The organism is Leptotrichia buccalis C-1013-b, from assembly GCF_000023905.1.
GTDB classification, from domain to species: domain Bacteria; phylum Fusobacteriota; class Fusobacteriia; order Fusobacteriales; family Leptotrichiaceae; genus Leptotrichia; species Leptotrichia buccalis.
Map to the genome: position 1 here is coordinate 1,707,979 of NC_013192.1, position 15,820 is coordinate 1,723,798.

Here is a 15,820-nt window from a genome sequence, read left to right on the forward strand (position 1 = left end):
GAGATGTGAAAAATGCCTAAACGAAAAGATATAAAAACAATTTTAGTAATTGGGTCAGGTCCAATAATTATAGGGCAAGCCGCTGAATTTGACTATGCGGGAACACAAGCCTGTCTTTCATTACGCGAAGAAGGATATAAGGTTATCCTTGTAAATTCCAACCCTGCTACAATTATGACAGACAAGGAAATTGCAGATAAAGTTTATATCGAGCCGTTAACAGTTGAATTTGTTTCAAAAATTATAAGAAAGGAAAGACCTGATGCGCTGCTTCCTACTCTTGGAGGACAAGTTGGACTGAATCTAGCTGTGGAATTACACGAATCTGGTGTGCTGGAAGAATGTGGAGTTGAACTTCTGGGTACTAAACTTGAATCTATAAAACAAGCTGAAGATAGAGAATTATTTAGAGATTTGATGAATGAGCTGAAAGAGCCTGTACCTGAATCAGATATTATCCATAATTTAGAAGAAGCACGTAAATTTGTAGAAAAAATCGGCTATCCAGTAATAGTAAGACCTGCATTTACAATGGGAGGAACTGGTGGTGGAATTTGCCACAATGATGAAGAACTTGAAGATATTGTTACAAATGGACTTAGATATTCGCCAGTAACACAATGTCTATTAGAAAAATCAATTTCGGGATATAAGGAAATTGAGTATGAAGTAATGCGGGACAGTAATGATACAGCGATTGTTGTTTGTAATATGGAAAATATTGATCCTGTTGGAATCCATACTGGAGATTCGATTGTAGTTGCTCCGTCGCAAACATTGACAGACAGAGAATATCATATGTTAAGAGATGTTTCGTTAAAAATTATAAGAGCATTGAAAATTGAAGGTGGATGTAATGTTCAGCTGGCATTGGATCCGTACTCGTTCAATTACTATATTATTGAGGTAAATCCGAGAGTATCACGTTCATCGGCACTTGCCTCAAAAGCAACAGGCTATCCAATTGCAAAAATTGCTGCAAAAATTGCGATTGGCTTAACACTTGATGAAATTATAAATCCTGTTACAAAAAATTCTTACGCATGTTTTGAACCGTCACTTGACTATGTTGTAAGTAAGATACCAAGATTTCCATTTGATAAATTTGAAAAGGCAGATAGACATTTAGGTACACAAATGAAGGCAACTGGCGAAGTAATGGCTATTGGTAGAACTTATGAGGAAAGTTTGCTAAAAGCTATTCGTTCGCTTGAATATGGTGTTCATCATTTAGGGCTTCCAAATGGCGATGAATTTAGCTTGGAATATATTTTGAGAAGAATCCAAAAAGTTGGAGATGAAAGATTATTCTTTATTGGAGAAGCGTTAAGACGTGGAGTTACTCCGCAGGAAATACACGATATGACAAAAATTGACATGTTTTTCCTTGACAAAATGAAAAATATTATTGATATTGAAGTAGAACTGAAAGCAAATGTAAATAATCCAGATTTGCTACTGTTTGCTAAAAGATATGGATTTTCAGATAAAGTTATTGCACATCGTTGGAATACGACAGAAGATGAAGTTTATAAACTTCGTGAAAAATATAGTATCAAGCCTGTATTTAAAATGGTTGATACCTGTGCAGCTGAATTTAAGTCAGAAACACCTTATTTTTACTCAACTTATGAACAGGAAAACGAAAGTATTATAGGAAATAAGAAAAAAATCGTTGTGCTTGGTTCGGGACCTATTAGAATCGGACAAGGTGTAGAATTTGACTATGCAACGGTTCATGCTGTGAAGGCGATAAAAGAGTCTGGATACGAAGCAATTATTGTAAACAACAATCCAGAAACTGTTTCAACAGACTTTTCAATTTCGGATAAACTTTATTTTGAGCCACTTACAGAAGAAGATGTTATGGCAATAGTTGAGCTTGAACAGCCAGAAGGAGTCGTAGTTCAGTTTGGTGGACAGACTGCAATTAACTTGGCTGAAAAATTGTCAAGACATGGTGTAAAAATATTGGGAACAGCACTTGAGGAAATTGACAATGCGGAAAATCGTGATAAATTTGAGGCATTGCTGCATAGGCTAAATATCCCGCAACCACTTGGAAAGACTGCATTTGATACAGAAACGGCTGTAAAAAATGCGGCTGAAATCGGCTATCCAGTTCTGGTACGTCCATCTTACGTATTAGGTGGAAGAGCAATGGAAATTGTATATCGTGAAGAAGAATTACGACAATATATGGAAAATGCTGTAAAAGTTTCACCAGACCATCCTGTGCTGACTGATAGATATTTAGTTGGAAAGGAAATTGAAGTAGATGCGATTTGTGATGGGGAAACAGTTGTAATTCCAGGAATTATGGAACATATCGAAAGGGCAGGAGTCCATTCTGGAGATTCCATCGCCGTATATCCGCCACAAAATGTTACAGATGAACAAAAGCAAACATTAATTGATTATACAATCAGATTGGCAAGAGGTCTAAATATTGTAGGTCTTTTGAATATCCAGTATGTAATTAGCGAGGGACAAGTTTACGTACTTGAAGTAAATCCTAGAAGTTCAAGAACAGTTCCATTTTTAAGTAAAATTACAGGCGTTCCAATGGCAAATCTTGCTATGAAAGGAATTCTTGGGGAAACATTGAAGAATAAAGGATATGAAACTGGATTGATTAAAGAAAGTAAAAATGTATACACAAAAGTTCCTGTATTCAGTTTCCAAAAATTAAAAGATGTGGACACAACACTAGGGCCTGAAATGAAATCAACTGGAGAAGTAATGGGAAGCGATGAAAATCTTGAAAAATCACTTTACAAAGGACTAATTTCAGCTGGAATAAAAGTGAAAGATCAGGGAAGTGTGCTATTTACAATTAGTGGAGCTGCAAAAGAGGAAGCATATGGACTGGCTAAAAGATTTTCTGATTTAGGCTATCACATAATGGCTACAAAAGGGACTGCCAGATACTTTGAGGAAAAAGGGCTTAGAGTGGAAACTGTTGGCAAAATCGAAGAAGAAGGAAAATATGAACACGATGTGCTAGGACTGATTTATAAAGGGCTTGTTGATATGGTAATAAATACGGCGGCTAAGAAAAAAACTGCAAGAAACGACGGATTTAAAATCAGACGTGCTGCAAGTGAGCAGGAAATCGCCTGTCTTACTTCACTTGACACGACGGACGCTTTACTGAAAGTTCTGGAATCTATTTCGTTTAATGTAAGTTCGATATAATTAAATATTGATTTTATAAAGTAAGATAAAAAATAAATTTTAAAAATTACCAATTTCGTTAGTTTTATTTTAAATAGTAAAATTAGAGGAATTGGTAAAATTTTTAATAAAAAATGCTGGAGTGAAAATGAATTATAAAAAAATAATATTAATAGCAACTTTATCAATTTTGTTATTTTCCTGCGACAAGTCATTTAAGGAAATTGGACAAAGACTTAGTATAAAAAAAGTTAAAAATGAGGAAATGGAAAAATACAATAGCTATATAGAGATTTACAATAAATTGTCAATAATTGATGATGAAATTTCATCATATATTGAAGCAGCTGGTGAAAATAATTCAATAAATATTGAGCAGATGAAAACTTTGGGAAATATTCCAGTTATTAAGATTGAAAGCCAAATTTTTGAAAAGCTGGAAAAAAATATTAATTCAAAATTTAAAATGGAAAAGCTGGATAATTCTGCTAAAAAGCTGTTGCCCATATTAAAAGAATTAAAAACAGCAACTGACACAATGGGAAATTATTATGGAAAAAAGGAAAATTTAACGGATAATTTTGCTAAAAGTCAAGGATTGCATACAAGTTTTTTAAGAATTTACAAAAAATACAAGATAAGTTCAGATTTATTTAAAATGGAAATGGCAAAAGTATCAGATGAAAAAATGCAAAAAGTTTTAGAAACCTACAAAAATGAAGGCAGCATTATAAAATATAATTTAACAATCCTAATGAATAACTGCGAATCCTTTATAGATAAGATAGACAATCCAAAATTAAGAATGACAACTTTTATAAAAGGTGATTTAGGAAAATTAAAGAAAATTCAGCAAAATATTTCAATCAGCTCAAATAGTTTCCAAAAAGTAATTGAAAATGAAAAACAGTTGAAAAAAGAGAATTATTCAAGAGAAAAATTGGAAATATTTAACAAACAGCTTGCACAATTTGAAAAATCAGTTACAATATTTATTAGGGAGCTAGAAAAAAATAAATTATTGAACATAAATCAGATTGAGAAAAAGATTTATTCTGAAAATTCAGCAGGGACTCCAAACGATGTAATTAAAAATTATAATAAATTAGTAAATGACTATAATAATTTAATGAATTAACTTTTTCTTGTCTGCTTACTCAAGAAATAAATTATAAAAAAAATAAAAAGGGAAAATAAATGAAAAAGAACTTGAATAAATTAGGAAGGTTTCTAAGCTTTATTTTAAGACATTCACCACAGACAATTGATATAAAATTGGATAAAAATGGATGGGCTGATGTAAATGAATTGATTAAAGGAATTAATGAAAATGGAAAAAAGATAAATTTTGAAATGCTAAATGAAATTGTAGAAACAAATGATAAAAAAAGGTATGAATTTAATGAAGATTTTACAAAAATAAGAGCTTGCCAAGGACATAGTTTAGATGTAGATTTGGAACTAAAATCAGTAATACCGCCAAAATTTCTTTATCATGGAACAGCAGAAAGATTTCTCCCCAAAATTAAAAGTGAAGGAATAAAAAAAATTAACAGGCAACATGTACATTTGTCTGAAACTTATGAAACAGCCTATAATGTTGGAAAAAGACATGGAAAGCCTTTTATTATAAAGGTTTTGGCTGAAAAGATGTATAAAGATGGGAAAAAATTTTTTATTTCAAAAAATGGTGTGTGGCTAACAGATGATGTTGAAGTGAAATATTTGGAATTTTAGATAAAAAAGGAAGAAGGGATTTTTATGAAATTGGGAATTATTGGTTCAGGAATGATTGTTCAGGAGTTTTTGCCTAGCCTTGTGAAATTGGAAGATTTGGAAATTTTGGGAATACAAGGGACAAAATCGGGAATTGAAAAAGTTGAGGAGATTTGTAAAAAATATAATATTCCGAATTTTACAGATAATTTCGACGAATTATGTAATTTTGGAATTGATACAGTTTATATTGCTGTTCCGAATTTTTTGCATTTTGAATTTTGCAAAAAGGCATTGGAAAAAGGAATCAACGTTATTGTAGAAAAACCAATTACAACAAACTATCGTGAAGCTAAGGAACTGGAAAAATTGGCTAAAGAAAAAAAATTATTCTTATTTGAGGCGATCACTACACTTTATTTTGAAAATTATAAAAAGATAAAAGAGTGGATTTCAAAAATTGGAGACATAAAACTTGTTCAAAGCCAATATAGCCAATATTCCAGCAGATACGATGCTTTTAAAAGAGGAGAAATTTTACCTGTGTTTGACCCTGAAAAAGCTGGTGGGGCATTAATGGACCTAGGACTTTATAATTTGCATTATGTATTGGGACTTTTTGGAAAGCCTGAAAATGTAAAGTATTATGCAAATATTGAAAAAAATATTGACACAAGCGGAGTTCTTATGATGGAATATAAAAATTTCAGTGCTATGTGTGTATGTGCAAAGGATAGTGAAGGTGAGAGAATAGGAGTAATTCAGGGAAGTGAAGGAAAAATTGTAAGTGAAGAAGCTCCGGGACTTGTCGGAAAAGTTACGTTAAAACTCTACGATGGAACGACAGAAAGTTTTGATGATGGATTTTCAAAGGATAGGGTTGTACCTGAATTTACACAATTTATTCGTGCAGTAAAAGAAAATGACTTGGAATTTTGTTATAGACAGCTGGAAAAAAGTCTGTTGGTAAGCGAGGTTCAGACAAAAGCCAGAATTGATGCAGGAATTAAATTTACACAAGACTAAAAATAAGGAGAAAAAATGGAAAAAGAAAAAGAGATAGAAAAGGAAAAAGTTTCAATAATTGTTCCAATGTACAATGCAGAAAAATTTATTGGAAAAACAATTGAATCAGTTCTCGCTCAAACTTATCAAAATTGGGAAATGCTGATTATGAACGATGTTTCCACAGATAACAGCCTCGCCATTGTGAGTTTGTATGCAAAAAAAGATGAAAGAATAAAAATTGTAAATACTGAAAAAAATGTAGGCGTTGTAAAAGGAAGAAACTTTTTAATTGACTTGGCAAGCGGAAAATACATTGCATTTTTAGACGCTGATGATTATTGGCATAATGAAAAATTGGAAAAGCAGATAAAATTTATGAAAGAAAAAAATGCCAGCATTAGCTGTACAGAATACACAAGAGTCAAAGAAAATGAAGAAAAAATCAATGATGTTATTATAAAGGAAGAAATTTCTTACAATGATATGTTAAAAAATAACTATTTAGGCTGTCTTACAGTTATATACGATGCTAAGAAAATTGGAAAAAGATATTTTAAGGAATTGGAGAAAAATGAAGATTATGTTCTTTGGCTAGAAATTGTAAAAGATGTTAACACAATTTATGGACTTAAGGAAAACTTGGCATATTATCGAGTGCTGGATAATTCACGTTCGAGCAATAAAGTTAAGACAGCAAAAGTGCGTTGGGAAATTTACCGAAAAATTGAAAAATTATCGCTCTTGAAATCACTTTATTATTTTTTACATTATGCAATAAGGGCAGTATTGAAAAATGGATAAAAATAATTCTTAGTTTTTAAAATTTAATAAAAAAAAAACAGTCGTAAATATAATAACAATAATTATATTTTATGGCTGTTCTTAATTTTTAATTTTTAATATCAAACTTCAAAAATCAAATAATTTATTATAATTTCACTTCAACTTCACTTTCCAAGCTATATTCCATTTTCAAAAAATGCTCCCATCCTTCCAATACTCTCTTATATTCTTCAAATTTACAGCTCCATATCGGATATTCCTCACAAATCCCAAAAATTGTATGTTCAAATTCAACTGTTTCCTTGTTAATCTTATGCTGAAAAGCCTGTCCGTCCCAAATAATTTCCTTTAATTCTGCAGTTTCAATTTTTTCCAGCTTTAATAAAAAATCATCAATTATTTCTTCATAAGGAAAGTCCTCCATAATCCCAGTTACCAAGTATTTTATATATTCGTTCTTGTTTTTTTTATTTTCAAATATTTCTTTTTGAGAAAATTCTATTTCTGAAAATGCAGTCAATCCAAAATCTTCATCATTATAATAACTAAATTTTATAATCATTTATGTTTTATATTTCCCTTCTTTAATATTTTATTCCAGATATTTTTATCGATTTTCATAAATAGGATAAGCCGTTATTCTAGGACTTTTATAACCACGAATCAAAACTCCGCTTTTACTGATACCTTGCCACATATTACTGTCTTTTCCTTTTACATCTTTTCTATTTTCCCAGGCAGAATTTATTTCATCAATAATTCTAGCTTCATCCCAATTTTCAGGAAACATAGTATTCACTCCGCCATTAGAAGTTTTTGCCTGCCAAGTTCCATCTTTTTTCTTCACTTCAATGCTTGCCCGATAAACACCATTTTTAGCTGGATTTCCAACTTTTTTCACAATTCTGACATCCCCACGCAAAAGTGAATGTCCGCCAGTAACTTTCCCGTGAGAATTCTCATCTCCACCAATTATATGGTCATAATCTATATTATATTTTCGATTTCCACTTTTTGAACCTGAATCTTTAGGCTGTTTTAAATTTTGCTTTTTTTGATTAGCTGATTTTGAATTATCACTTTTATTATTTTGTGCAATAACATTACTTTGTGTATTCAAACCACGATTTTTACTTAAATATATTTTCCCAAATCCAAGTACAATAATAATTAATACTAACAAAATTTTAGATATTTTATTTTTATTCATTGATAGATTCCTCCATACTTATTATAATAACTTCACTATTTTCAAGTTGTTTAATGCTTTTATTAAACATAGTCAAATTATTGTATTCTTTTTTACTTACCATGTACAAATTTTCATTTTTTACTATAGTTTGGCATCGTGTCTTAAAATTATTTCTAATATCCATTAACTTTACTAATAACATTTGACCACTCTTTTTCATACATTTTTCCGTATTTTAATTATAACAAATTTATATTTTAAAATCAATATTGTAAACTTCACGACAAGTGCATGAAGATTAGATTAAATTTTTAATACTCGCAAATATAGAAAAAACAGCTATTAAAAAAATTAACTAACTTATTTTTTGATAATATTTTTTGATATTAGATTATTTTAATGAATTTTTAATATTTTGTGATGTAAAGTAAATTTAGGTCCTTGCTTTTCTCTTTTTCTTTGTGTATAATTAAATAGAACTTGAGTAAACTTATTATAGTATCTGAAGAACTTAAATGCAATGCCTATTTTGCACATTGTCAGTGCTACTTTCAATACTCTTATCTTAGCCGTAATGAACATTCAAACGAGAAGATAATAAGAAAGATTGCATTAGAAAAGATGTCATTCTAAGAGCCGAAAAATGAAGCGATTACCATTATGATATAGCACTTTGAGGCTACGCTCTTCCGACTCTTTTAAAAAAAATAACTAACGAAAAATTGAAAGGAGAACATAGATGAAGTTAATGCTCATATATGATTTGAATATCTTGAAAGAAGGGCTGATGTGAACCACATGAATAAAAAAAAAGAATGCGAAGAGCTATGGGCAAAAAATAAATATTATGTGTTAAGCAAATCGCATAAAGTATACTTAGAAATAAGAAAGTATTTGAAAGAAAAAGAAATTGATATTGTATTTATTAATGAAAGAATACAAAAAGTAAAGGATATGAAAGAAAGTAAAAAAGATTTTAGTAATGCAATTCTTCATTTATGGGGATATTTCAAAAAAAAAGCAACGAAGATCGAAAAACAAGGATTATTTAACATACTGGAAGAATATATGGGAGGGAAAAATAATCAGAAATCGGTAATTGAATATATCAATACTTTACTAAAGAAATATCCAAATAAATATTTACAAGAATCTACTTTATTAACAGGAGAAAAAGATGAGACTATGGCATGAACAAATTATTCATCTATTGCCTAAAAACCAGCTTCTTGGTCAACATAGAGAATGTTGTGCACTTAGGGGAAATGGATGGAAAAAGAAACATAAAACAGTAGATTATGTATTTTTATATTCTCCATATTATTTATTTATTTATCATTCATTGGTTATGGATGAAATGGAAAAAAGAGGGTATAAAGTTTCTAAAGAATGGAGAGATAAGAATTATAGGGGAAAGAAAGCAGAAAATTACAATAATCTTGAAGAAAAAATTATAGATAGCCCGATTTACAAAGAACATGATAATGAATATTTAGTTGAGTGTATCGAAAACTTGCGAAAAAAAGGGATTAAATTGGAACTATAAAAGTTTTGATCGTTTTAACTACCACAACTCATTGTCCCACAAGGGAGACACGAGCCAATGATTCTTGTAATAATTTTTAGATAACAAAAACAGCTGTGAAAAGAGAATTATGAAAAGAGTATTGGTTATAGGTTCCCACGACAAACACATGAAAAATTTATTAAAATGCTCTAATATTGAAAAATATTATATTCAAAAAAATATTAAGATAAAAAATTTAAAATATTATCGAAAAAACAAGTTACTTAATTTTTTTAATAGCTGTTTTTTCTATGTTTGCAAGTATTAAAAATTTAATCTAATCTTCATTCGTTTGTCGTGTGTAAACTTTTTCTAATTTAATAATTACGAGAAAATGTGGTATAACAAATTTAAAAAACAAACGAAATTATGCAAGAATATCTATAAAAATAGAAAGGAATAGCTTAATTATGAAAAAGACTTTGTATTTAATGCGGCATGGGCAGACTTTATTTAATTTACGGAAAAAAATTCAAGGAAGCTGTGATTCTCCACTAACTGACGAAGGAATCAGACAAGCTAAAATAGCTAAGAAATATTTTGAAAATAATGAAATTACTTTTGATGCAGCTTACTCCTCTACTCAAGAAAGAGCTAGTGATACGCTTGAAATTATAACTGAAAATAAAGTAAAATCTGAAAGGTTAAAAGGGATAAAAGAATGGCATTTTGGCGTATTTGAAAGTGAAAGCGAAGATTTGTTCCCGAGTGATTATAAAAATTTTTTTGGAAAATTTGGTGGAGAAAATTGGGAAGATGTGGAAAAAAGGACAAATGAAACTTTGACTCAAATTATGGAAAAAGATAATCACGATTCTGTTCTGGCTGTAAGTCACGGAATGGTATGCCGTGTATTTTTTGAAAAATGGAATAGTGAGTCGCCACTTGAAAGCGTACCAAACTGTGCAATTTTCAAATATGAATATGAAAACGGAAAATTCACATTCATCGAAATGATTACCCACGATTTCACAAAATAAAAAATAATAAAAACGCCTTAAATAGACTTTTACCTTTTTCATCATTCTAATTTTGTAAAAATCTTATTTTAAGGCTTTTTCTTTTGTATTTTTTACTGAATTTTAGGCTTTTAAATCATCATATTCTCCACTTTCAAACTTTTTCACAATGTAACTGCAAATTGGCACAATTTTATACCTATTTTCTCTTGCATACTCCACACCAGCATCAAACAATTTTCCTGCAATTCCTTGACCTCTTAATTCGTAAGAAACTACAGTTGATTCAAAATACAATTTTTCCCCTTCTTTTCTGTAAGTCAATTTTGCAAGTTCATCTCCATTTTTTCCAAATATAAAAAATCCTTCATTTACTACGTGTCTTATTTCCATTTTTCAAACTTCCTTTCAATTTTTTATCTTATTATATAGTAAAATCGTTTTAAAATCAAATAAAAAAATTTACAAATATTTTAATATTTCCCGCTTGTATTTGATAAATTCTTCTGACATTATAATTTCTTCATTATTATACGCTTTATTCTCGCTATTTTTTAAGTCAACATTTATTTGTGCAGCAATTTTACCTGGACTTCCTGCCAAAATATAAATTCTGTCGGAAAGCAGTATCGCCTCATCAATATCATGAGTAATAAACAAAGTTGACATCTTAATTTTGTTCATTATGTTCAGATACCAGCTATGAATTTTATGCTTTGTAATGGCGTCCAATGCACTGAAAGGCTCGTCAAGGAGAGCAACTTCGCTGGAAAATAAATATGTTCTAAGCAATGCCGCCCTTTGTTTCATCCCGCCTGACAGTTTACTCGGATATAAATTTTCTGTACCTTCCAATCCAAAATCTTTAAAATACGGCTTTGCAATTTCCCGTGCCTTATTTTTATTTTCACCCCTTATCACAAGTGGAAGTGCCACATTGTCAATAATTTTTTTATGAGGTAAAAGCAAATCCTTTTGCAGCATGTAGCTTATTTTTCCAGATTTTCCAGTTATATCTTCTCCATTCATTTTCACATTTCCACAATCAGGCTTTAAAAGTCCTGCAATAATGTTAAATAATGTCGTTTTTCCAGCGCCACTTACTCCTAAAATACAAACCAGCTCATTTTCATACAAATCAACCGAAACATTTTCCAAAACTTTTTTATTTTCAAAAGAAATGGAAATATCTTTTATTTCAAGCTTTTTGTTTTTCTTCACTTAATATTTCTCCTTTTGATAAATTTTCTATTTCAAATACTCGTTACTATATCCAAAATCCTTTGGTATTTCACGCTCTACAGCTTTATTTTTGTAAAGCCATTCATAAAATCTGTTCCAACGGTTCCCATCAATTATTCCCCATTCCTTTGCATCAGACTGGTATTCTTTAGAAATCCATTTTTGGCTGGCTGTTACCAAGTTTATATCAAGCTCTGGTGAATTTTTTACCAAGATTTTTGCTGATTCCTCTGGATTTTTCATTGCGTATTCATACCCTTTTTTTATTGCCTTTAAAACTTTTTTTGCAATTTCAGGATTCTTTTTCAGAAAGTCATTATTTGCAATAATTACAGGGCTGTAATAGTCAAGTTCTTCTCCATAGTCACGAATTTTTAGAAAATTTGTCTGAAGCCCTGCCCTTTCTGTAGCAATTCCATCCCACGCATAATAAACCCAGACAGCATCAACATCAGTCTTTAAGCCAGTTACAACATCTGTTATAGTATAAGGAATTAATTTTACTTTAGAAAAATCACCTTTATCATCTGTTACTAATTTTTTCAAAATAGCCTGCTCAATATTATCTTCCCAAGTGGCATATTTTTTACCTTCCAGTTTTTTTGGCGAGTCTATTCCTTTTTCCTTCAATGAAATAATTCCAGATGTATTATGCTGAAGAATTGCAGCGACAGCTGTTACTGGTACAGGATTCTCCTTTGCAAATGATTTTGCCAATGTATCCTGAAAACTTATTCCAAATTCTGCTCCTCCAGCTCCGATAAGTGCCGTTGTACTCCCTTCAGGCGGCTGCACAATTTCCACATCCAGTCCTTCTTCCTTAAAATATCCTAGGTCTTTTGCCACATAAAGCCCTGTATGATTCGTATTTGGTACCCAGTCCAGTACGATTTTTATTTTCTGATTATTTTTAGATTTTCCACACGAAACAGCCAAAACCAAGATTAAACATAAAATTAGAATTTTTGACACCTTTTTCATTTCTTTTACCTCTTTTCATTTTTTATTTTGAATTTTTTATTTAAAAACTTACTTTTCCCAAACCATGCACCATTTCTGTATTTTTTTTACAAGATACATAAGCAGCAGGCTTATTGCAGAAATAAGAAAAATTACTGCAAACATCTTATCAAATGAATACGATTTTCTGACTCTTGTCATATAAACTCCAAGTCCGCTAAATCCACCGAGCCATTCAGCCACAACTGCTCCAATTATCGAATATGAAACCGAAATTCTAAGCCCTGCGAAAAAATATCCTAATGAGCCTGGCAATTTGACATGAATAAAGTTCTGAAATGGCGTTGCTCCCATTGTTTTTAACAAATTCAGCATATCCTTGTCAGCCGAACGAAATCCATCCAGAAGCCCAATAGTTATAGGGAAAAACGAAGTCATAACAATAAGCGTAATCTTTGGCAATATTCCATATCCCAGCCAAAGTACCAAAAGCGGTGCAATCGCAACCGTCGGAATTGTCTGCGTAATCACCAAAACAGGATAAATCATTTTATACGCATATTCAAACCTATCCATAACAACCGCCACGGCAAATCCCAGGATTATTCCCAGTCCAAGCCCTAAAAATGCTTCAAGCAGAGTAATTTTTGTATGCTCCATAAGCAGTGGAAAATCATAAACAAACGCTTTTACAACTTCAAATGGCGACGGCAACATAAATTTTGGAATAATATTCACCATTGACAAAATTTGCCAAATCATCAATAATACAGCAATAATAATACTTGGTGCAATTTTATCTGTTATATTTTGAAATTTTTTCATCAATCTTTAAAATATCTCCTTTCGGTTTATAATTTATTTTTACATACGACATCACACCCTCAGCCCCCGCTTTCACAGCCACAACTTGACATTCCTTCACAATTTCCATAAGTTCGTCAAAATTCCCTTCTATCGTTGTTTCAAATGGAGCAACATTCATTTTTAACCCTTTACTTTTAATAAATTCAATAACTTCATCAACAACTCTTACAATTTCCTCATTTCCCACAACATTTGGCAATACTTGAATTGCAATACTCGCATTAATTTCTTTTCTTTCCATAATTTACCATTCCTTTCTTATTTTTTATAATTTAAAATTTTTAAAACAAAAAATCCCCTTATCACAAGGAGATTTCTATAATTTTTTATAATTTAAAAATAAATATAAATAACTTTAAAATTAAAATTATTTCATTCTTTATCTTAAACTATTTTTTATTTTATATAAAATACTCCCTCCGACAGCATTATCTGTATCAGGTTATATGGGTTTAATTCTCAGCAAATCTGCTCCCCAGTATTTTTTGATTGTTTAATTTTTTCTTTTCTTAATGTCTTTCCAGTCCAATGTATGAGAAAATTCTTTTGCAAATGCAATTAAAATTCCTAAAAATAATCCTAAAAATAAAGAACCAGCTATGACTAATTTTTTATTTAGTGCAGGTTTTGTTATGGAATTTACATATTTTACAACTGGATTTGAATCATTTTTTAATAAACGGTAATATGCTAATCTCGAAACTAAAGTATCTGTTAGAGAATCTTTTGTTGTTCGGACATCAATATTTTTTGTCAAAAAAGCATACTGTTCTTCCAATAATTTTATTTGTGAATCCAAAAATTTATTTTTTCTTTCTAACAAATAATTTTGAGCAAGCATCGGATATTCTTTAGCAAAATTTTCTCCTTCAGTCTTATTATTTGTAGTAAATTTTATTTTTATGGTTGGATCGTTAGTTTCCGATTGGGCTGTCAATCTTGTTGTCATTTCCTTAAAAAATTTATCTTCTGGTAAATTTACATTTCTTAAAGTTTTTGAATTTTTTTTCAAAAAAGAATAAAAGTCAAAAGAACTTAGTGAAAATTGAGAATTTTCTCCAATTTCAGTCAATACTTTGTCATTTCCATACATAATAATATCTGATTTAAAAGACTTATTTATAAAAACAAAAGCTGTAGACAGTATAATTACTATTACTGTAGTTAAAGCAATTAAAAACTTGTTTTTATAAAGAATTTTCATTATCATATTCGCATCTATTATCTGCTGATTTTCATTATTCATTTTTATTTCCTTTCCAAAATCTAATTTTTATATATTCTAATTTTATCAAAAAAAGAAAAATATTACAATGAAAATTTTAAAATTATTAAAAATATCTAAAGTAATTTTTTTAAATGAATAACGTTCAAAATAACAATTTAACTTTTAAATCCAGAATTATCCTATTTCAACCATTTTTCTCTTTCTCTTATCAAAAGTTACCATTTCGGTAATTCCAAATTCCTTCACATATTCCCCAGCTTCCTTTATTTTCATTCCAACATGTTCCGCATAATGCGAATCACTTGATAAAATCACTGGAATATCGTACTTTTTAACATATTCCATAAAATCGCGGTATGGTGTAATTTCCCTTATTGGATACCGATAAAATGTACCTGTATTTACATCTACAATCATATTATTTTTTTTCAAGCATTTAGCTGTATTTTCTAATAAATTATCAACATTCTTTTTATCTGGAATATTTTTAAACATTCGTAAATTAAACGGATGTCCTAAAATATCATACATTCCCGTATTAGCTACATCTTCAATTTCCTTGGCATAATCCTTCCAGATTTGCACCAAATCTCCATCAACAAATTTATGTTTTAAAGCACTGAAATCAAATCCCCAGCCTTTAACAAAATGAATTGAAACTATTAAGTAATCAAACTCGTATTTTGACAAAATTTCCTTGACTTTCTCCTGATTTTTAAAATTACACACTTCAATTCCAAATTTTACTGGATAACCTTTTGCTTTCAATTTATTTATAAAATCTCTGTATTCATCTAATGTATGAACAAATTTTGTTTTCTGCTCAAGCCATTTTTTCTGAAAATTCCCAGTTTCACTATCGTCCAAAATCAATTCCTCATAATACAAATCCTTAAATTCCTTAAATCCATGAGTATGTTCCGTTATACCAATTTCAGACAGCCCCATCTTTTTTGCCTGTTCAAAAAATGGATTTACATAATCTTCATCATAACTCCCAAATTCAAAATGCATATGATAATCTACTAACATAATATTTCCTCGCTTTCCTTATAATTAAAATAATTGAAATAAAAACTATATATAAAGGAAAAAGCTATTCCAAAATTCACCATTTTGAA

Annotated in this window: 18 protein-coding genes and 1 riboswitch; of the genes, 8 read left to right on the forward strand and 10 right to left on the reverse strand. The window is 30.1% G+C overall.

The window, feature by feature from the left end:
- Positions 1-12: 12 nt before the first annotated feature.
- The 5 genes from carB (at position 13) to LEBU_RS07995 (ending at position 6,702) form a co-directional block, all read left to right on the forward strand.
- Positions 13-3,198, forward strand: coding sequence for a carbamoyl-phosphate synthase large subunit (gene carB, locus LEBU_RS07975; RefSeq protein ID WP_015769829.1), 3,186 nt, complete (start codon positions 13-15; stop codon positions 3,196-3,198).
- 127 nt (positions 3,199-3,325) lie between these two features.
- Positions 3,326-4,315, forward strand: coding sequence for a YiiG family protein (locus tag LEBU_RS07980; RefSeq protein WP_015769830.1), 990 nt, complete (start codon positions 3,326-3,328; stop codon positions 4,313-4,315).
- Between the two features lie 59 nt (positions 4,316-4,374).
- The gene (locus tag LEBU_RS07985) at positions 4,375-4,914 is read left to right on the forward strand and encodes an RNA 2'-phosphotransferase (RefSeq protein WP_015769831.1); all 540 of its coding nucleotides are present in this window, start codon (positions 4,375-4,377) and stop codon (positions 4,912-4,914) included.
- Between the two features lie 24 nt (positions 4,915-4,938).
- Entirely contained in the window at positions 4,939-5,919 is a 981-nt protein-coding gene (locus tag LEBU_RS07990) for a Gfo/Idh/MocA family protein (RefSeq protein ID WP_015769832.1), read from the forward strand.
- Positions 5,920-5,934: 15 nt separating this feature from the next.
- Positions 5,935-6,702 carry a glycosyltransferase family 2 protein gene (locus LEBU_RS07995; RefSeq protein WP_015769833.1) on the forward strand — a complete coding sequence of 256 codons (768 nt, stop codon included), beginning with the start codon at positions 5,935-5,937 and terminating at the stop codon, positions 6,700-6,702.
- A gap of 127 nt (positions 6,703-6,829) precedes the next feature.
- On the opposite strand, the gene LEBU_RS08000 is transcribed toward LEBU_RS07995, so the two are convergent.
- Genes LEBU_RS08000 through LEBU_RS08010 form a run of 3 tightly spaced genes read right to left on the reverse strand, consistent with a single transcriptional unit; the run spans position 6,830 to position 8,096 of the window.
- Positions 6,830-7,246 carry a hypothetical protein gene (locus tag LEBU_RS08000; RefSeq protein ID WP_015769834.1) on the reverse strand — a complete coding sequence of 139 codons (417 nt, stop codon included), beginning with the start codon at positions 7,244-7,246 and terminating at the stop codon, positions 6,830-6,832.
- Positions 7,247-7,291: 45 nt separating this feature from the next.
- Positions 7,292-7,894: an EndoU domain-containing protein gene (locus LEBU_RS08005; protein ID WP_015769835.1), complete on the reverse strand. Its 603-nt coding sequence runs from the start codon at positions 7,892-7,894 to the stop codon at positions 7,292-7,294.
- Positions 7,887-8,096 carry a hypothetical protein gene (locus tag LEBU_RS08010; protein ID WP_015769836.1) on the reverse strand — a complete coding sequence of 70 codons (210 nt, stop codon included), beginning with the start codon at positions 8,094-8,096 and terminating at the stop codon, positions 7,887-7,889. The genes LEBU_RS08005 and LEBU_RS08010 overlap by 8 nt, the downstream gene beginning before the upstream one ends.
- A 578-nt stretch (positions 8,097-8,674) precedes the next feature.
- Between LEBU_RS08010 and LEBU_RS08015 the strand changes: the two genes are divergently transcribed.
- From LEBU_RS08015 to LEBU_RS08025, 3 genes are all read left to right on the forward strand, one after another.
- Complete coding sequence (locus LEBU_RS08015; RefSeq protein WP_041760636.1) at positions 8,675-9,070, forward strand: YbgA family protein; 396 nt, start codon at positions 8,675-8,677, stop codon at positions 9,068-9,070.
- The gene (locus LEBU_RS08020; RefSeq protein ID WP_015769838.1) at positions 9,054-9,422 is read left to right on the forward strand and encodes a TIGR02328 family protein; all 369 of its coding nucleotides are present in this window, start codon (positions 9,054-9,056) and stop codon (positions 9,420-9,422) included. The genes LEBU_RS08015 and LEBU_RS08020 overlap by 17 nt, the downstream gene beginning before the upstream one ends.
- 431 nt (positions 9,423-9,853) lie before the next feature.
- The gene (locus LEBU_RS08025; RefSeq protein ID WP_015769839.1) at positions 9,854-10,423 is read left to right on the forward strand and encodes a histidine phosphatase family protein; all 570 of its coding nucleotides are present in this window, start codon (positions 9,854-9,856) and stop codon (positions 10,421-10,423) included.
- A 102-nt stretch (positions 10,424-10,525) separates the two neighbouring features.
- Here LEBU_RS08025 and LEBU_RS08030 read toward each other — a convergent pair whose 3' ends face one another.
- From LEBU_RS08030 to LEBU_RS08060, 7 genes are all read right to left on the reverse strand, one after another.
- Positions 10,526-10,795, reverse strand: a complete 270-nt coding sequence (locus LEBU_RS08030; RefSeq protein ID WP_015769840.1) for a GNAT family N-acetyltransferase — start codon at positions 10,793-10,795, stop codon at positions 10,526-10,528.
- A gap of 69 nt (positions 10,796-10,864) precedes the next feature.
- Positions 10,865-11,623 (reverse strand): ABC transporter ATP-binding protein, encoded by a 759-nt coding sequence (locus LEBU_RS08035; RefSeq protein WP_015769841.1) that lies wholly within the window; start codon positions 11,621-11,623, stop codon positions 10,865-10,867.
- Between the two features lie 27 nt (positions 11,624-11,650).
- Positions 11,651-12,625, reverse strand: coding sequence for an ABC transporter substrate-binding protein (locus LEBU_RS08040; protein ID WP_015769842.1), 975 nt, complete (start codon positions 12,623-12,625; stop codon positions 11,651-11,653).
- 48 nt (positions 12,626-12,673) lie between these two features.
- The gene (locus LEBU_RS08045; RefSeq protein ID WP_015769843.1) at positions 12,674-13,429 is read right to left on the reverse strand and encodes an ABC transporter permease; all 756 of its coding nucleotides are present in this window, start codon (positions 13,427-13,429) and stop codon (positions 12,674-12,676) included.
- Entirely contained in the window at positions 13,401-13,712 is a 312-nt protein-coding gene (locus LEBU_RS08050) for a thiamine-binding protein (RefSeq protein WP_015769844.1), read from the reverse strand. Before LEBU_RS08050 ends, LEBU_RS08045 begins: the two co-directional genes overlap by 29 nt.
- Before the next feature lie 156 nt (positions 13,713-13,868).
- A riboswitch (TPP riboswitch) is annotated at positions 13,869-13,959 on the reverse strand.
- A gap of 5 nt (positions 13,960-13,964) precedes the next feature.
- Positions 13,965-14,717, reverse strand: a complete 753-nt coding sequence (locus tag LEBU_RS08055; protein ID WP_015769845.1) for an LPS biosynthesis protein — start codon at positions 14,715-14,717, stop codon at positions 13,965-13,967.
- Between the two features lie 156 nt (positions 14,718-14,873).
- Positions 14,874-15,731: a histidinol-phosphatase HisJ family protein gene (locus tag LEBU_RS08060; protein ID WP_015769846.1), complete on the reverse strand. Its 858-nt coding sequence runs from the start codon at positions 15,729-15,731 to the stop codon at positions 14,874-14,876.
- Positions 15,732-15,820: the final 89 nt, after the last annotated feature.